The following is an 18,038-nucleotide window of genomic DNA, read 5'->3' on the forward strand; positions in this document are numbered from 1 at the left end:
GCACAGCGCAGAGGCCCGAGAAGAATACGGTTGCCCTATGCCTGCTCCCACCGCTGCTCCCGTGACGATCGCCGCCGAACAGGCGGCCTGGTTCGCAGAGACGTTCTCGATCCTCACCGGCAATGTCGAACAGGCGATCCTCGGCAAGAGGCACGTCGTCGAGCTGGTGCTCGCCGCGGCCGTGAGCGGTGGGCATGTGCTGCTCGAAGACTTCCCCGGCACGGGCAAGACCGCGCTCGCCCGTGCGATCGCCCAGACGGTGACCGGCACGAGCACCCGCATCCAGTTCACCCCCGACCTGCTGCCGGGCGACGTGACCGGCATCACGGTGTACGACCAGAAGGAGGGCGCGTTCGAGTTCCACGCGGGCCCGGTCTTCGCGAACATCGTGCTCGCCGACGAGATCAACCGTGCCAGCCCCAAGACGCAGTCCGCGCTGCTGGAGGTCATGGAGGAGGGGACGGTCACGGTCGACGGCGTCACGCGCCCGGTCGGCTCGCCGTTCCTCGTCATGGCGACGCAGAACCCGATCGAGCAGGGCGGAACGTATCGTCTGCCCGAGGCGCAGCTCGACCGCTTCATGATCAAGACCTCGATCGGCTACCCCGATGAGGCGGCGACCATGCGCATCCTGCAGGGGGCGGCTCAGCCGAAGCACGTTCTCGACGGCATCGTCAGCACCGACACCATCCTGACCATGGCCGAGATGACGCGCGGCGTGTATGTGAACCCGCTGGTGTCGGACTACATCATGCGCATCGTCGACGCCACCCGACGCGCCTCCGAGGTGCGCCTGGGGGCCAGCGTGCGTGGAGCGCTCGCGCTGTCGCGCCTGGTGATGACCTGGGCGGCCAAGAACGGCCGCACGTTCGTGACACCGGATGACGTGCGCGAACTCGCCGTCGTGGCGCTGGCGCACCGACTCGTGCTCGAGCCCGAGGCAGAGTTCGACGGCGTCACCGCGGTCGCCGTCGTCGGCCAGATCCTGCTCGACGTCGAACCTCCGCGCGAGAACGGCACTGCGTGAGCTTCAGCACCGAATCGCGACTGACGCGCACCACGGCGGGCACGAGCACCTCCACTCGCACGTCGACGGTGACGCGCTACGACCGCACGCGCCGCGGGCCCGTCCGCGGCGCGGTGTTCGGCGTGCGTCAGGCGCTGCGTACGACCGCGCGCGCGATCGGTCGCTCTGCGGACTGGGTGCGCGAGACCGTCACTGCCGCCGGACTCCTGGTCGCGGTGACGCTCGTGCTGGGTGTCGTCGCCGGTCTGTTCTTCGGCTGGATCGAGGCGTGGGCGGTCGCCGCGATCGCCCTGGTGCTGCTGCTCGTCTGCATCCCCTTCATCCTGGGGGCGCACGACTACCGCATCGACCTCGAGCTCGATCGCGATCGGGTCGTCGCGGGGGCGGAGATCGGCGCGACCCTCGATGTGCGCAACAACGGCGAGCGCCTGTCGCTGCCGGGAATCGTCGATGTCCCGGTGGGGGAGGGACTCGTCGAGGCTCATGTGCCGCTGCTGCGGCCTGGCGCGCACCACCGCGAGCAGCTGACGATCGCCGCACACCGGCGAGGTGTGATCGACGTCGGTCCCATGACCATCACGCGCGGCGACCCGATCGGCATCCTGCGTCGTGAGCTGCGCTGGCCCGACGTGCAGCGGATCCACGTGCATCCGGTCACGGTTCGCCTGCCCAGCACAAGCGCGGGGCTCATCCGCGATCTCGAGGGCACGCCCAGTACCGCCCTGGTCGATGCCGATCTGTCGTTCCACGCGGTCCGCGAATACGTCGTCGGCGACTCGCAGCGCCACGTGCACTGGAAGTCGACCGCCAAGACCGGCAAGCTCATGGTCCGTCAGTACGAGGAGTCGAGACACGCACGCATCGCGATCATCCTCGACCTCGACGCCGAATCGTACGAGAGCGACGACGAGTTCGAGAACACGGTGAGCGCCGCGGCATCCCTCGCCCTGCAGGGCGTGCGAGACGGCCGAGACGTGCTCTTCTCAGTGAGCAACGAGATCCCCGAGCACAGCCGCACCGAGGTGCTCTCGATCCGCACTCTGCCCACAGTCACGCCCAAGGCGCTGCTCGACGCGACCTCGACGATCGATGCGGCCGACAGGGTGATGCGCCTCGAGGCCGTGACCGCACTCACGGCGCAGTCGTACCCCGATCTGTCGATCGGCTTCCTGCTGACGGGATCGCGCATGCCGCTGGAACGTCTCCGTCACGCTGCCGTCAAGCTCCCGGCCGCAGTGGAGGCCGTGGCCGTGCGCAGTGAACTCGGCGAGCAGCCGACGATGCGCACGGCGCGCGAACTCGCCGTCATGACGCTCGGCGCTCTCGGCGATCTGCCGCAGATGCTCGCCCGCGGAGCCCTCCGATGAACGCGGCAGGGCCGAAGAGGCGCGGCAGCGCGAGAGACGGTGCGAGCGGCACTGCGAAGGCCCGTCGCCCGTTCGCGCTCTCGGCACTGACCCTCTGGTCGCTGGGGTATGTCGTGGTCGGCATCCTGCTCGCCACCGCCGCCGCCTGGCCCGTGTACGAGGCGCCGCGCGAGGTCGTCGTCGGACTCGTCGGCGGCGCGCTCGGCGTGGCCCTCGCGCTGACCGCGCGGATGCTTCGCTGGGGTCTGCTGTTGGGCACGCTCGCCGCCGCGGGAGCCTATCTGGTCGTCGCCGTGCCGCTCGCGATCCCCTCGGCCCTCACCTCGATTCCGGCCTTCATCGGGGGTCTCCGCGATGCCGTGCTCGGGGTCGTGCTGGGCTGGAAGCAGATGCTCACGCTGAACCCGCCGCTCGGCGAATACCAGGCGGTGCTCATCCCGTTCCTGGTGGTGATGCTCTTCGGAGCGTTCTTCGCCACTCTGCTGGTTCTCGAGCAGGGGCGTCGCTCGACCGTCGCAGTGCCGGTGGTCGCAGCCATGAGCCTGTTCGGCATCGCTTTCGGACTCAGCGGCACCTCGTCGGCGGTCACCGTGCTGGGGATCACGCTTCCCGCTCCGCGCGAATGGCTGATCGGCGTCGCCGTGTTCGTCTCGGCGCTGGTCTGGGTGATCGGTCGCACCCGACTGCAGCGCGCGCAGGCGCTGCGCGCTGTGGCCGCCGCCAACATCTCGCGACGCGCGACGCCGGTGTGGTTGACCGTTCGTCGCCATCTGCTCTCGGCGGGCATCGCCGCGGTCGCGCTGGTCGCGGGTGTCGCCGTCGCGCCGGCCGCTGCCGGATGGAGCGATCGGTCGGTGCTGCGTGACGAGGTCGAGCCGATGGTCGTGGTGCAGCAGCAGACCAGCCCTCTCAGCTCCTACCGCTCGTGGTTCACGGCCGAGCGGTTCGGCGAGACCGTGCTGCAGGTCGAGGGCGATCCCGGCGCCGTGGATCGCATCCGACTGGTCACCCTCGACTCATACGACGGCGAGGACTTCCACATCGCCCCCGACGACCGCTTCAGCCGGTTGCCGCGCACCGCGCTCCCGGGTCCCGGGCGCACGTCGCTCGACCTCACGGTCGGCGATGCCTATCGAGGCATCTGGGTGCCCGCCCCGGCCGGTCTCGCCGAGGCGCCGCAGTTCGACGGAGCGCGGGCAGATGAGCTCGCCGACGGTTTCCACGTGAACGAGGGCGGCGACACCGCCATCACCATCGCGGATGCTCCGGGTGGCGGTCAGGGACTCGTGCCGGGCGACAGCTATTCCGTGCTCGTCGACGCGCCATCCGACGGTATCGATCTCACCGCGGCGCAGGGTGGCGGTTCGAAGCTCGACACCGACCTGTACCCGGCGCTCGCCGAGTGGGCCGAGATGCAGGAGCTGCCACGATCGGGGGCCGGTTACCTCGAGCTGATCGATCGCCTGCGTTCGCGCGGATACCTCAGCCATGCACTGATCGACGACACCTCCGCCGACGCATGGATCGCCTCGCTCGCAGCGGCGGAGGGCTATGCGTTCGCGTCGAGCTATGCGGGCCACTCGGTGGCGCGCATCGAAGAGCTCTTCACCGAGCTGATCGAGCAGGAACGTCGCGCTGGGGCCGACGCGGCACCCGAGATGCTCGTCTCCGCTGTCGGTGACGACGAGCAGTTCTCGGTCGCGGCCGCCCTGCTCGCCCAGCACTTCGGCCTCGAATCACGCGTGGTGATCGGCGCCCGTCTGGCAGGAGCGGCCGAGGTTCCGGGCATCCCGGCATGCGACCAGGTGTGCACGGGCGCCAACATGAGCGCCTGGGTCGAGGTGCGGGCCTCCGGCGGCGAGTGGACGCCGGTCGACACGACACCCCAGTATGCGATGCTGCCCAGCTCCATCAAAGAGGGCGAACAGCTTCCCGAGCATCCGACGGTGCCCGAGCAGCCGCGGTCCGAGGCCCTCGACCCGCCACTCGCGCAGAGCGACTCCAACAACGACGCGGAGCCGCTCGACGAGCCGCAGTCCGCGGTGCTCTCCGTCCTGCTGCCGATCCTCCGCGGCGTCGGGCTGGGGCTTCTCGCCGTGGCTCTGCTCCTGCTTCCGCTGCTGGTCCTGTTCCTCGCGAAGCGGCAGCGCGCACGGGCACGCCGCACGGCCGCCGACCCCGAAGTGCGTCTCGCCGGGGCCTGGGAGGAGCTCGTCGACCTGTATGCCGATCACGACGTCACGATGGATGCGGCCGGCACACGCACGCAACGGGCGCAGTCTGTCGACCGTGGGGCCGCCGCGCGGCTCGCCGCGCTCGTCGATCGCGGTGTCTTCGGTGAGCATCCGCCCACGGATGACGATGCCACAGCGGCATGGGCTGTCGTCGACGCCGAGCGGGCGGATCTCGTGCGGTCGCAACGACGGTGGCGGCGGCTCGTGAGCCGCGTGCGCCCCAGGTCGTTCGTCGGTCGGGTGCGGCCGACGCGGGATGCTGCGTTCTTCGGACTGCGTCCCATGCTCGGTACGCTCGGATTGACCGGATCGCTCGACGACCGGAAGAAGGGGATGTCATGACCGCCGCTACGGAGACCGGCCTCGTCACGATGCTCGCCATCGTCGGAGGCCTCGGCCTGCTCATCGGCGTCGCCGTGTACGTCTGGTACGCCCTGGCCCTGTCACGGCTGTTCCCGCGCATCGGTGGCGAGGCGTGGAAGGGCTGGGTGCCGATCCTCAACGAGGCCGAGATCCTCGCGCGGGGGGGAGTGCCGGCGTGGTCGGTGGTGTTCTACTTCATCCCGATCGTGCAGCTCTACGGTCTGTATCTCAAAGTCGTCGCGACGCACCGCATCAACAAGCGTTTCGGCCGGGGAGCCGGCATGACGGTGTTGGCGATCCTCCTTCCGCCGGTCTGGGCGACCGTGCTCGCGTGGGGCGCCGCCCCGTATCCCGAGGGTGAGCGTCTCGCCGCTCTGCAGCCGGGGCCGCGTCGCAGCACGCCGCCGTCGGCGACACCGGCACGCGACGCATCCGGCTACACGATCCCGTCGCTCGCGCCGCAGAACCCGGCGCCTGCCGAGTCTCCCTCGCTCATCTTCCCCGACTACGCTGCACCGCAGCGCGCCCCTCAGCCGGCTGCTGCAGAGCAGCCCGTGGCTGCCGCCGAGCCGCATTCGGCGCCTCCCGCCGCGACGCCCTCTGTGTGGGGCGCTCCGCCTCAGCCGCCGGTCGCGGGAGCGCCCGTCGCCTCCGGCGCCCCGGCCGCGTCGTTCGCACCTCCGGCACCGACACCTCCCGCACCGACACCTCCGGCACCGGCGTCCTCCGCACCGGTGACGCCCGCTCCGCCTCAGCCGTTCGCGCCGCAGCCGCCCGCGTTCAGCGCGCCGCAGCCGCCCGTCCCGCCTGCGCAGCCCGTTGCGCCCGCACCGGCGGCCGACCCCGCCGGGCCCGGTGCGTCCACGCCCGCGACGCTGCCGCACGTCTCGACCGATGCCCCCCAGTTCAGCGGGCACGCCGAGTTCGACGGCTACGCGAACCAGCCCGTCGCGCCTGCGCCTGTCGAGCCTGCGCCCGAGCCCGCGCCTGCGCCTGTCGAGGCCGACGCGCACCCTGCGACGGGAATCATGGCCGCGATGGGCGGAGAGCCCTCCGAGGAGCAGCAGCCGTACTCGCCGATGCCGGAGTCGCACGCCGAGCACGACGACGCCCGCGCCGCAGAGAAGCCGGCACCGGTCGTTCGGCCTGTCCCTCCGTCGTTCCGCGAGTCCGACTCGGCGGTCGAGGTCCCCGCGGCGCCGAGCATCCGTCCGGCACCGATGCCGACCAACGCCGAGACCCCCGCACCCGGAGCGGCTGTCGCACCCCCCGCGCTCGACGCGCCTGGCGTCGCTGCCGCCGACGGGGGCGTCGTGGCCGGACTCACCGACGCGAGTCTCGCGGGTGCCGGGCTCGCCGCCGACGTGGACAAGACGGTCGTGACCCCGCGCCCGACCGACGACGACCTCGATGCGACCGTCGTGGTGGCGCGCAAGCGCGGAGTCCGACGTTCGCTCGTGCTCGACGACGGACGCACTTTCGCTCTGTCTGGCGCGAGCGTCGTGATCGGCCGCAACCCGATGGGTGATCCGGGTGAGCAGCGACTGGCGATCTCCGACACCACTCGCACACTGTCGAAGACGCACGCGCGACTCGTCGTGCACGACGACGAATGGCGCCTGACCGACCTTCACGCCACGAACGGCGTGGTCGTGGTCGAGGAGAACGGAACCGAGACACTGCTCGATCCCGGCGAGAGCGTCACGGGCAACGGGCGGTTCATCCTCGGCGAGGTCGGGATGCACGTGGTGGCGGAGCGCGATTCGTGACCGTCTCGTCCGTCGTCCTCAATGTCGCGGCGCTCTCCGACACCGGGCTCACGCGCGCGGCGAACGAGGACTCCGTGCTCGCTGCCTCGCCGGTCTTCCTCGTCGCCGACGGAATGGGCGGGCATGAAGCCGGAGACCGCGCGAGCGCTGCCGTGGTCGCGGCGTTCGAGCCGCTGATCGGCGCGGCGGTGCAGGTCGACGACGTCAGAGAGGCGCTGAATCGAGCCGCCGCGGTCGTCGAGGGCATCGCCGCCGAGCACAAGCGCGGCGCGGGGAGCACCGTGTCGGGTGTGGCCCTTCTCGAGCACGACGGTGCGCCGCACTGGCTTCTCTTCAACGTCGGCGACTCCCGCGTATACCGGCTTCACGGCAGTGAGCTCACGCAGCTCACGATCGATCATTCCCTCGGGCAGGAGCTCGTGGATGCCGGCGAGCTGCGCCCCGAGGACCTTGCGACCTTCGCGCAGCGCAACGTGATCACCCGAGCGATCGGCGGTCCCGACAGCACGGCAGACAGCTGGCTGCTCCCGGTGATCGACGGCGAGCGGATGCTGCTGTGCTCCGACGGCCTCAGCGGCGAGGTCAGCGACGAGGGGATCCGTGCCACGCTCACGATGAACGGGCGCCCCGAGACCGCCGCCGCGGCGCTCATCCGTCGCGCGCTGCAGTCCGGAGGTCGAGACAACGTCTCTGTCGTGGTGATCGACGTGGTGTCGGGTGGCGCCCGCACCGCGCCGTCCGACGAAGGTGCGGCGGGGCACGCGGCGGTCGCCGCTCTGACCGATTCGATGCTCGAGGGCACGACGATTCCGGTTCGGGCGAGATGACCGCCGACGAGAACGTCGAAGAGACGGTCATGCTCACACGGCGCGACCGCCGTCGGGCCGTGGCGCAGGAGGCGTCCGACTCGAATGCGGCACCGGTCGGGGTCGCGGGCGCGGTCGAAGGCGAGGTCGAGGTCGAAGGCGTGGATCCCGAGGCTGTCGATGAGGCGACGGTGGTCGTCGATCGTTCGCCGGGCGGTGCGTCACAGCCTGTCGATGACGCGACGGTCGTCGTCGATCGTTCTGATCGCCGATCGAAGGGTGATGTCGCCACCGACACCGACGCCACCATCGACACCGACACCGACACCGCCACCGATGCGGCAGCTGACGCTGGAGCGCAGGCGTTCGCGGCGCCTGCGGAGCCGGCCCCGGCCATCTACAAGCCGCGTCCCGCTCCTCGGGAGCCGAGCGCCCCGCCGGTCGTCGTCGGCGGAGAGGCGCCGACACGCATCGACGATCCCGAGCGGCCATCCGTCGCGAAGCAGGCTCGTCGGTGGGGCGTGCTCACCCTCGCCGCTTTCATCGTGGCGTGTGTCGCGTCGGTCGCGGGGCTCATCGGAGTCGGGTTCCTGGCCCTCAGCTGACCGCATCTCGGACCGAGCCCCGGTCGCGCAGGCGTGCGGCGGTCAGATCGTCCGCGTCGGGTCGGCGTTCGGGTCTGCGCGGTCGAGCAGCCCGCCTTCGCGGTCGACCTCGACCTCGCCCTCGGGGTCCTGTCGACGACGGCGCAGCACGATGAGGATGCCCAGGACTCCGAGGAGGCTCGCTCCGCCGATCGCCGTGATCAGCGCCGCATCGCGTGTGAGCAGGAACGGAGAGGACCCGTGGTCGGGGTTCACAGCCGCGACGGGTGGCCGCGCCTGGCTCTCGACAGTGTCGAAGAACGGGCTGACGGGGCCACGCGTCGTCTCATCCGGCAGCAGCTCGATCGCGGCTGTCGGCTGAATGAGGCCCCAGCCGTTCACGTCGTCGCGGTTGTCGGCATCGGCGCGCAGGGCCGTGGCGGTGAGGCGATACGCCCATCCCGCGGGGGGATCCTCAGGGTGCGCCTCGGCGACGAGGGCCGCTGCAGCGCTCGCATACCCCGTCGCGAAGCTCGAGGCCGGTGCGTCGCTGGCGAACACGCAGTCGCCGCCGCCGGGGAAGGCCGTGAGCACATTGCTTCCCGGGGCCGTCACATCGACCTGCGGACCGTGGATCGACGAGTCGGTCGCGAGCCCTCTCGCGTCGGCGGCGCTGACCCCGAGTGCCTGTTCGTAGGCGGCCGGATAGCGCGCGGCATCCGCGGCGTCCTCGTCGGACAGGCGGTTGCCGCCGCTTGCGACCACGAGCGCCCCGACGGCCGCAGCGTGCTCGACGGCGGCCCGCAGCACGGGGGAGTCGGTCGTCTGCGACATCGACACGTTGATGATGTCGGCACCGTTGTCGGCTGCCCAATGGATGCCGTCGGCGAGTCGCTCGGACGTGGGGCCGAACCCCTTGTCGACGTCCTGCTTGTCGTCGCTGCGGAACACTCGCACCGACAGCAGCTTCGCGTCAGGGGCGAGGCCCACGACCCCGGAGCCCTGAACCGGCTGGGCGGCGATCTGGCCGGCGATCGCCGTGCCATGGCCGGTCGTGTCGCTCAGACCGTCGCCGCGCTCGCCGTCACCCACCAGATCGATGCCGCCGATGATCGTGCCCGCGAGATGCGCGTTGCTCGCATCGACACCGGAGTCGACGATCGCGACCACGACTCCCTTGCCGGTGGCGAGCCGGTTCGCTTCTTCGGCCGCGAGTTGTGCGAGCGCGGAGGGGGCCTCCGGAGAGTAGACCACTGTGCCGGGGGTGCAGGCGTCGCCGGTGGTCGCCGTGCGCACGAGCGACGTCGGCGCGGTGTACCCCCATGGAACGGATGCCGTCGATGCCGGTGCCGCAGCCGAGGGAGCTGCGGCGCCGAAGACGGCAGCGCCCAGCACGAGGGCGGCGACGGCGGACAGTCGACGTCGCATCAGTTCGTTCCGGAGCCCGGGGTCTCCCGTGCCGCCTCTGCGGTGAGCGCGGGGCCCGCCGCGAAGAACTCGATCCAGGCGTCGGAGACCTGGCCGACGTCGGAGAGCGAGTACCCGAGCTGGGTGATCGCGCCGGTCGCGGCATCTTCGGCGCCCTCATCGAGAGTCGCTCCGGAGATCGCGTATGCGGTTCCGGACTCGTCGATCAGCACGGCCATGCCGGCGGCACCGTCCGACCCGTCCGTCACCTCGACCAGCGCACCGGCACCGACTGCCACGTCGACGCGCGAGCGCTCGTCCGGAAGCGCGTCCGTGGTGGTGCCGAGCACAGTGCGGGCGTCGCCGCCGAGAACGGCGCACGGCGTCTCGCCGTTCGCCAGGGGGGTGAGGGGCTGAGCGGGCCAGTCGGCACCGCCCAGATTCGAAATCGTCGGGACATCGGCCACGTCGGCAGGCGAGACCTCGACCTCCCTGGCCTGCTGGCCGCTGCCGAGCAGGTACAACTGATAGGCCAGCGGGCTGAGCGGTGCGAGCTGGCCGGAGGCCAGGGCGACGTATCGCTCCTCTGCAGGGGTGTCCCGGGTGTGGACGATGGCGCCCGCGGTGAGGTCGGTGCCCTCGACCGCGGCTCCGAAGCCGTCGATGCGGATCGGGGCGAGCTCGTCACCCGAGGCGAAGAGATTGAGCCAGCGTCCGTCGACCTCGAGGATGTCGCTCGCTCCGAGACCGACCGCGCGCAGCACCGCGTTGGCATCCCCGGGGGCCACCGCGTACCGCAGTCCGTCGGCCACCACGAACAGGTCTTCGCCGCGCTGGACGACGGCACCCGTGCCGGTCGAGATCGCGGCGATCGGGTCGTCGGAGAGCGCGACGGCCGCGCCCGTGCCGTCGTCGATGCAGGCCGTCCACGAGGAGTTGATGAGCGCGCCGGGGGCGGGGAGATCGTCGGGAGCGCCGAGGATGCCGATGGCGGGGCCGATCGGGATCCCGTCGAGCGCCGACTGGTCGGTGCGAACCACCTTGAACTCACCGGCGGGTATCAGCAGTCGTGCACTCGCCGTATTGATCACCGGATAGAGGGTGCCCTCGACCGAGACGTAGCGAGACCCCGTGTCGGTGGCCACGATCAGACGATTGTTCTGCCAATCACCGGGGAGACCCGGCTGCATGATGCCCCAGAAGACTCCGACGAGGATGACTCCCACGGTGAGCGCGACACCCGCCACGACAGCACGCAGCGGCTTCGCCGGATCGAGTTCTTTGCCGCCGGGCGCGCCACCGGTGAAGGCCGACAGCAGTCGGCGGCGGCTGAAGCCCTGGGCCTCGATCAGATCCTTCTTGGTCGCCATCGGTCAGACGAGCCCTGCCGTGATGACGCCCAGGGGCAGGAGCAGGGCGAGAGCGACGACTTCGACCGTGTCGCCGAGTCGCGTGAGGCGAAGACGTGCACGGGGCGTGAGGAGTGTGAGCCCGACGAGGATGACGGTCGCGACGACGAGCACCAGCAGCATCCAGGTGCGGACATCGGGCAGTGCGAGAGCGACGGTGACGCCGGTCGCAGCGAGTCCGATCGCACCGATGGCCATCAGGACGAGCACGCCGAGGCGCGCATGGATCTGCCGCGACTGGAACATCATGCCCACGAAGGCGAGCACGCACAGCACGGCGCCGAAGGCTCCGCTCGCCGCGACGAGCGGGGTCGCCATGAGGGCGGCGAGTCCGAGTGCCGCGCGCAGCGAGATGAGGGTGCGGGTGCCCGCGGCCGCGCGACGCTTGACCTCGTCGGCGTCGATCGGCTCGGGTGCCGAGAACATGTCGGCATCGCTCTGCGGCGAGATCACGCGGATGCGCGTCGAACTCAGCGCGAGCCAGGGGATGCCGTTGGCGAGCAGGGCCGTCGTCGCCAGCATGATCGCATAAGGCGCGAGCGTGTCGCCGAACAGGGCCGCTGCCGTCGCGGTGATGCCGATCGCGGCGCCGAGGGTGATGGGCACCAGGTGGATCTCGGGCTTGTCCTGCGTCACGGCGAGCCCGATGCCTCCGACGATGACGAGACCGAGGCCCATCGCGGCGAACGGCCAACCCCAGATGCTCTGCGGCGGGACAGCGAGATAGCCGGCCAGACCGCCGTACGCGGCGGCGGCGAGGCCCAGGGCGTGACCCGCTTCGGGCTGCCGCAGCCGCATGAGCACGGCCGCCGCGACGCTCAGCACCACGGCGCCGGATCCGGCGATGATGGCGGGGATCAGCGAGGTCGGCGGAGTGGCCACCAGCAGGAGGGCGCACAGCGCGAGGAAGGTCATGCTGATGAAGAGTGCGGTGCGCGAGCTGTCGGCCGGAGTCCAGGCTCCGTGCTGTTCGGCTGTCGCATCGATCACGGCCTCGACGACGTCGTCGTAGACGCGAGGCTCGCTGGTGAGCCCCCCGCGCACGAGCGTGAGGAGTTCGCCCTCGTGCACGCCCTGTGCGGCGGCGCCCCGCGACGGATCGAGGGGAGTGCCGTCCGCGCGCTGCAGGGCGTATCCGCCGTGCGTGAGCGTGGGATCGAGCACGCCGAGGCTGCGCGCGAAGCCGGGGATGATCTCGATCAGCGGCACCTGAGACGGCACGCCGACATCGAGCCGCCGGTCATCGCTGACGACGGAAAGTCGCAGCACGGTGCCTGCCGTGGCGCTGCTCTGAGACATGGAACGAAGCCCCCTCCATGGTGTGCAGCCGCAAGTGACGGGATGTGGCTGCGCATTCCGCATCTCACCCTAGTTGAGGCGCCGGACAACGTGTAGTCGCGCGGGCGAGTGATTTGTCCACCGACCGCACGATCTCGCGCGCGTCGACGCAGGATTCCGGAGACCGGCGGAGCCTGATCTAGCCTGTCCCAGAACAGGAGGCCGAGGAGAACATGATGCAGCGCAGTTCTGAAGCGATTCGCAGGGCGGTTGCCGCTGCCGGCGCGCTGGTACTGGCTGCGGTGGTGGCCGCGCCCGCGACCGCGACCGCGGCCGCGACGTCGGAGCAGGGGCTGTGGTGGTTCGATCGAGGGCGGATCCAAGAAGCGCATGATGCGGGATTCGATGGCGCCGGCATCAAGATCGCGGTCATCGACAGCCAGATCAACCCGGATGTCGTCGGGCTGCGCGGGGCGAACCTCACCGTCGACGATTCCTCGTACTGCCGCGATGCGACCGGTCAGCCGTATCCCGCGGTGTCCGCCGAGTACGACGAGTCCTCCCACGGCACACAGGTCGTCTCGATGATCTCCGGTACCGGCGAGGCGCCTCCGGGAGGCGCGCCCGTGATGGGCATGGCACCGGGGGCCGAGGTCCTCTTCTACAGCACCGGGGTGCTCGACGGCGTCACCGGCGAAGACGGCGGTGACGTGGAGTGCATCCAGGAGAACGGCGAAGAGCTCGGCGACGACGGCCGTTTCGCGCTCGACCGCGCGATCTCCGACGCAGCGGCCGACGGCGCCGACATCATCTCGGTCTCGTCAGGGAGCAGCATCAACATGCGGCAGGGGCTCGCCGACGCCTACGCCGCCGGTGCGGTGGTGGTCGCCGGAATGTCGAACGACGACGGGATCAGCCTGTGGCCCGCCGGACTCAACGGAGTCGTCGCCGTCCAGGCGTTCGGCGAGGACGGCAAGATCCAGACGGGAACGAACGGCACGCCGAACCTCGCAGACGACGTGGTCGTGGCCGCGCCCGGTGTCGGGCTCCTGCTGCAGGGGACACGCGAGTCGTGGGACGCTCAGCAGATCGGCTCGGGCACGTCGTTCTCGACTCCGATCGTCGCGGGCTTCCTCGCGATCGTGAAGCAGAAGTATCCGGATGCGACCGCAGGTCAACTGATCCAGAGCCTCATCCGCAACACGGGCACGAAGGGCGAGCACGAACCGGAGTGGAGCAACAGCGTCGGCTATGGGGCCGCGTCTCTCACCGGGATGCTCGCGGTGAACCCGACGAAGTACCCGGATGTCAATCCGCTCTTCGATGCGGAAGAGCCGTACGCGCAGCCGTCCGCCGGTGACGTCGCCAAGGCGAAGGCGGCTCTCCAGGAAGGCGGGCAGACCGCGATCCCGAGCGATGCGCCTGTCGCCGACGACGCGGATCCTCCGCTCTCGACGGTCACGCCGTGGCTCATCGGCGGTGGGGCCCTTCTCGTGCTGCTGGTCGTCGGCGGCGCGATCCTCGCGACCGTCTTGACGCGCTCCGCGCGCCGACGGGCGGGTGAGCAGGGTCCGAATCGCGAGAGCTGAGCAGATCGGTCCGAGCATGCGCAGCGCGCAGCGAGGAGGGGCGGCGAGATTTGTCCATCGAGTGCACGATTTCGCTTCGGATCCTCACAGGATTCTGGCGATCCGTGTGGATCTGATCTAACCTGTCACCTGAAACGAATCGTGGGGGGTTGTTTCGAAGTCGTCCCAACACTGGGATGCGCTCCCCGCACGTGTGTCCGTGAGGACCGGAGGGAGTGAGTTATGGCTGATGTCATCTCCGCAGAAGAAGGGGCTCTGCGCCGCGGAGCCCAGGCGGTGCGGGAGACCAAGTCCGGAATCGATCAGCAGACCAAGAAGGTCCGCAGCGAGATCGAGCAGCTGCGCGGCTTCTGGACGGGTGCGGCAGCCGCATCGTTCACCACGCTGATGTCCCGCTGGGACGAGCAGGCTCGTCAGCTCAACGAGGTCCTCGTGACCCTCGAGGATGCTCTCGCGGGCACCGAGCGCGACCAGGCAGCGACCGAAGAGGCGCACCAGCAGACCATTTCGGGCCTCGGCTCGATGATGTCGGGCGCCTGAGCGCTCGCATTCACAGGACTATAAGGAGAACATGATGCAGTCGATGTCAGTTCGCCCGGAGCAGGTCAACGCTCTGGCAGCTCAGATCCGCAGTGGTTCGCAGGGCATCCGCTCCGAGCTCGATCGCCTCGAGTCCGAGGTCGGCAAGCTCCGCGCCGCGTGGGACGGTTCTGCTCAGCAGGCCTACGACCAGGCTCAGGCGAAGTGGAACCGTTCGCTGAGCGAGATGCAGCAGCTGCTCACGCAGATCGCAGGAAAGACCGAGGAGATCTCGGGCCAGTACGTGCAGACCGACAAGTCGGCTGCCGGGCGGTTCGGGGCCTGATCCCGTGGCGCGGACCCGCGGCAGAGATGCTCGGGTCCGCGCCATCTGCTGTGCTGTTCGTCCGCATGGCCGGACCGCACAGCAGATGTCACGGGATTCGTCGTTGTAAATGAGGAGGGGCGTCGATGGTAATCGCAATCGACTTCGAGCAGATCTTCGCCGAGCTCAAGCGCATCTCGCGCGAACTCGAGCACTTCCCGGCGGCTGACGAGGTCACCGTCGTCGAGGGCGGTGTGTCCGAGACGACGAGCGCGTTCCGCGGAGAGCTGCGCCGGGCTGCGCAGCGTATGGGCGACGCCACCGCGAAGACCATCGAGGCGCTGACTCAAGCGCAGGAGACGATCCGCGCCGCCGTCATGCAGATGGCGGAGCAGGATGCTGCGCTCGCCGACGAGAGCAAGATGATCATCCAGCTGCTGGATTCCGCTGTCGCCCAGGCGAACGGGACCCCGAACACAGCAGGTTCGACCCGCACCGGCGACGGCGGCGGCACCGGATCCGGCATCGGTGTCGAAGCCGGAGCAGAGGCCGGTCACACGGCCGAAGAGGCCGACTACTGATGAAGCGTGTGCATCGCCTCGGCGCGGTGCTCAGTGCGGTGGTGCTGGGCGCGGCGATCGCCGTGCCGTCGAGCGCAGTGGCGGACGACCTCGCCTCGGGACTGTGGTGGTTCGACCGTGGCAACGTGCAGGAGGCGCACGACGCCGGCTTCGATGGCTCCGGCGTCACGATCGCGGTGATCGACACTCAGATCAACCCCGATGCGATCGGGCTCCGCGGCGCCGATCTGCAGGTGCGCGAGAACACCTACTGCTACGACGCCGCCGGTGCTCCCATCCCCGCGGTGTCCACCGACTACGTGGCCGCCGCACACGGCACCAACGTCGCGTCGATGATCCTCGGCACGGGGGAGGCTCCCGCCGGCGGTGTGCCGATCAAGGGCGCTGCGCCGGGCGCGACGGTGAAGTACTACTCGGCAGGGCTCGAGGATCCGGAGTCCGGTGAGGTGTCGTGCGCGCTCGAGGACGGCGAGCAGACGACCACCGACTACACCGGGGCATCCGCCGAGGCGATGTCCTTGGCCATCTCCGATGCGGTCGACGAGGGCGCCGACTTCATCTCGATCTCCAGCGGCGGTTACGGCTCCATCCTCGGAGGGGTCGCGAAGGCTGTCGCCGCCGGAGTCCCGATCATCGCGAGCCTGCCGAATGAAGGCGGCGTCGGTGATCAGCCCGCCGGTTTGAACGGTGTGGTCGGGGTGCAGGCGTTCGGCTCGGACGGAGCGATCGCGACGTGGCCGAGCGGCGACCCCAACCTGAGCGACGACGTCCGCACGGCAGCCCCCGGAATCGGAGTCCTCCTGCAGGGCACCGACGCGTCCTGGGACGAACAGCAGCTGGCAAGAGGAACATCGTTCGCGACTCCGATCGTCTCCGGGTTCCTTGCCGTGGTCAAACAGAAGTACCCCGAGGCCACGGGAAATCAACTTCTTCAGAGTCTCATCCACAACTCGGGGACCAAGGGCGAGCACGAGCCCGAGTGGAACGACAGCACCGGCTATGGTGCGGCATCACTGACCGGGATGCTCGCGGTGGACCCCACGAAGTACCCCGATGAGAATCCTTTCTTCGATGCCGACGATCCCAACGCTTTCCCGAACGCTGAGGATGTGGCGAAGGCCGAAGCGGAGTTCGGCTCCGGATCCACGCCCGAGCCGACCGAGACCAGCGCCGCACCCGAGCAGCCCAACGCAGACAGCGCGGGGGTGATGCCCTGGGCGATCGGCGGCGGTGTCGCCCTGCTCGTCCTGCTCGCGGGAGGCATCGTGCTCGCCGTCGCACTCTCCAGATCATCGAAACGACGCACTGAAAACACAGGGGGCAATCATGACCGGCAGGTATGAAGCCGAGTTGAATCGCATGCGGGCCATCGAAGACTGGCGGATCCCGAAAGCTGCGGCTCTGAGGTCCGCCCTCGATTCCCTGAACGATGCGATCACCGCGGTGACCGCGTCCGAGGCGTGGGACAGCAAGACGCGGGATGCCGCGAATGCCGCCCTGACCGACATCCAGGGGCAGATCCGGACCATCGGCGACGCTGTGACCGCGATCGACTCCGCCGTCACTCAGGCCAACAACGCTCGGCGGGCGGCGAACGATGCCGAGCTGCCGTCGGCGACCGTCGACCCGTTCTGGGCGAACGCGGCGAAGGGAGCATCCTTCGTGGTGCATCCCTTCCTCGGGCCGATCGCGGCAGACAAGGCGATCGACGTGATCGGTGACTTCCTGGGCAGCCAGCGCGAAGCGGAGGCCGAGCGCAGGGTGAAGAGCATCGAGAAGTCACTCGAGCCGCCCACGGACTCGGTTCGTGCGTCGGCGGAGGCCCTCGAAGCGGTGCGGTACGACCGTATGACAGACGGTCCGGCGAGTGACGACAGCGGCGGCGACGGTCCCTCCGTCGACAGCCCGTCGATCACCTACCCCGGTGGCGGCAACAGCCCCTTCAACACCGGGCCCGGCGGCGGCGGGTACCCGACTGGCGGTGGCGGCGGCGGTGGCGGAGTCGGAGAGTATCAGCCGCCGGTGCCGACGAACCCGACATTCCCGACTTACCCCGACGACCCGACCTTCCCGACCTATCCGGACGACCCGACATTCCCGACCAACCCTGACGACACGGGCAACTGGGAGTACGACCCGGACGGCCCCGGTGTGATCGACGGCGGAGACGATCCGACGGTCGACTTCCCAGGCGGTGGCGTGCTGCCCGGCGGCTCCGGCGGCGGAAACGGCGGGGGCTCGTCACTGACCCCGGGCGGAACGTTCCCCGGTGGAGGGACCCCGGGTGGGCTGCTCCCCGGCGGTGCGGGCGGCGGCGGTATCGGTGGGATCGTCGGCGGTGGCGCCGGAGCTGCGGCGATCGCCGCAGGTTCGAAGATCGCCGGCATCGGAAGCATGGGCGCCCTGGGCAGCTCGGGTCTCGGTGGAGCATCCGGTGCTGGACTCAAAGCCGGCGGCGGCCTGCTCGGCAACTCCGCGCTCGGCGGCGCCGGCGGTTCGGGCGGCGCGGCGGGCTCCGCTCGTCCCGGGGGCATCGGCGGTGTCGGAGGCGTCGGGGGTGCCGGTGGCACCGGAGGCGCAGCCGGATCGTCGGGAGCAGCGGGGTCCGGCATGCGTCCGGGTATGGGCATGATGGGCGGCGCCGGCGGCGACGAGGAGGAGAAGGCCAAGCGCTCGGGACTCGGCGGTCCGATCGCTCCCAAGCTCGAGGACGAGGAAGAGCGGGGTCCGCGCGCCAAGGGCGCACAGGCCGGTTCCCGCGGCGACCACGCAGGCTGATC

General features: G+C 70.0%; 15 protein-coding genes. 12 read left to right on the top strand and 3 right to left on the bottom strand.

The annotated features are described in order from the left end of the window. The first annotated feature begins 61 nt into the window (after positions 1-61). Genes AC3WS6_RS04640 through AC3WS6_RS04665 form a run of 6 tightly spaced genes read left to right on the top strand, consistent with a single transcriptional unit; the run spans position 62 to position 8,171 of the window. Positions 62-1,027: an AAA family ATPase gene (locus tag AC3WS6_RS04640; RefSeq protein WP_201471500.1), complete on the top strand. Its 966-nt coding sequence runs from the start codon at positions 62-64 to the stop codon at positions 1,025-1,027. Continuing rightward, on the top strand, positions 1,024-2,394 hold the full coding sequence (locus AC3WS6_RS04645; protein WP_492499897.1) for a DUF58 domain-containing protein: 1,371 nt from the start codon (positions 1,024-1,026) through the stop codon (positions 2,392-2,394). The genes AC3WS6_RS04640 and AC3WS6_RS04645 overlap by 4 nt, the downstream gene beginning before the upstream one ends. Next, positions 2,391-4,970, top strand: a complete 2,580-nt coding sequence (locus tag AC3WS6_RS04650; protein ID WP_492499898.1) for a transglutaminase domain-containing protein — start codon at positions 2,391-2,393, stop codon at positions 4,968-4,970. Before AC3WS6_RS04645 ends, AC3WS6_RS04650 begins: the two co-directional genes overlap by 4 nt. Further along, on the top strand, positions 4,967-6,760 hold the full coding sequence (locus AC3WS6_RS04655) for a DUF5684 domain-containing protein (protein ID WP_492499899.1): 1,794 nt from the start codon (positions 4,967-4,969) through the stop codon (positions 6,758-6,760). The genes AC3WS6_RS04650 and AC3WS6_RS04655 overlap by 4 nt, the downstream gene beginning before the upstream one ends. Then, the gene (locus AC3WS6_RS04660) at positions 6,757-7,587 is read left to right on the top strand and encodes a PP2C family protein-serine/threonine phosphatase (protein ID WP_492499900.1); all 831 of its coding nucleotides are present in this window, start codon (positions 6,757-6,759) and stop codon (positions 7,585-7,587) included. Before AC3WS6_RS04655 ends, AC3WS6_RS04660 begins: the two co-directional genes overlap by 4 nt. Continuing rightward, a complete protein-coding gene (locus tag AC3WS6_RS04665) occupies positions 7,584-8,171 on the top strand; it encodes a hypothetical protein (protein WP_492499901.1) in 588 nt (195 codons plus the stop codon). The genes AC3WS6_RS04660 and AC3WS6_RS04665 overlap by 4 nt, the downstream gene beginning before the upstream one ends. Positions 8,172-8,213: 42 nt before the next feature. On the opposite strand, the gene AC3WS6_RS04670 is transcribed toward AC3WS6_RS04665, so the two are convergent. From AC3WS6_RS04670 to eccD, 3 genes are read right to left on the bottom strand one after another with little or no spacing between them, the layout of a single operon-like run. Next, positions 8,214-9,578 carry a S8 family serine peptidase gene (locus AC3WS6_RS04670; protein ID WP_492499902.1) on the bottom strand — a complete coding sequence of 455 codons (1,365 nt, stop codon included), beginning with the start codon at positions 9,576-9,578 and terminating at the stop codon, positions 8,214-8,216. Beyond that, a complete protein-coding gene (gene eccB / locus AC3WS6_RS04675) occupies positions 9,578-10,927 on the bottom strand; it encodes a type VII secretion protein EccB (RefSeq protein WP_492499903.1) in 1,350 nt (449 codons plus the stop codon). The genes AC3WS6_RS04670 and eccB overlap by 1 nt, the downstream gene beginning before the upstream one ends. A 3-nt stretch (positions 10,928-10,930) precedes the next feature. After that, entirely contained in the window at positions 10,931-12,265 is a 1,335-nt protein-coding gene (gene eccD / locus AC3WS6_RS04680; RefSeq protein WP_492499904.1) for a type VII secretion integral membrane protein EccD, read from the bottom strand. Positions 12,266-12,480: 215 nt separating this feature from the next. On the opposite strand from eccD, the gene AC3WS6_RS04685 reads away from it, so the two are divergent. The 6 genes from AC3WS6_RS04685 (at position 12,481) to AC3WS6_RS04710 (ending at position 18,036) form a co-directional block, all read left to right on the top strand. After that, on the top strand, positions 12,481-13,833 hold the full coding sequence (locus AC3WS6_RS04685) for a S8 family serine peptidase (protein ID WP_492499906.1): 1,353 nt from the start codon (positions 12,481-12,483) through the stop codon (positions 13,831-13,833). A gap of 222 nt (positions 13,834-14,055) precedes the next feature. Then, a complete protein-coding gene (locus tag AC3WS6_RS04690) occupies positions 14,056-14,373 on the top strand; it encodes a WXG100 family type VII secretion target (RefSeq protein WP_067115405.1) in 318 nt (105 codons plus the stop codon). Between the two features lie 43 nt (positions 14,374-14,416). After that, on the top strand, positions 14,417-14,698 hold the full coding sequence (locus AC3WS6_RS04695) for a WXG100 family type VII secretion target (protein ID WP_079113895.1): 282 nt from the start codon (positions 14,417-14,419) through the stop codon (positions 14,696-14,698). Positions 14,699-14,823: 125 nt separating this feature from the next. Further along, positions 14,824-15,258, top strand: coding sequence for a hypothetical protein (locus tag AC3WS6_RS04700; RefSeq protein WP_492499907.1), 435 nt, complete (start codon positions 14,824-14,826; stop codon positions 15,256-15,258). Next, positions 15,258-16,601: a S8 family peptidase gene (locus tag AC3WS6_RS04705; protein WP_492499908.1), complete on the top strand. Its 1,344-nt coding sequence runs from the start codon at positions 15,258-15,260 to the stop codon at positions 16,599-16,601. Before AC3WS6_RS04700 ends, AC3WS6_RS04705 begins: the two co-directional genes overlap by 1 nt. Continuing rightward, on the top strand, positions 16,585-18,036 hold the full coding sequence (locus AC3WS6_RS04710; protein WP_492499909.1) for a hypothetical protein: 1,452 nt from the start codon (positions 16,585-16,587) through the stop codon (positions 18,034-18,036). The genes AC3WS6_RS04705 and AC3WS6_RS04710 overlap by 17 nt, the downstream gene beginning before the upstream one ends. Positions 18,037-18,038 lie beyond the last annotated feature (2 nt).

This window comes from Microbacterium sp. EB106-03-03-XG65 (genome assembly GCF_058791955.1).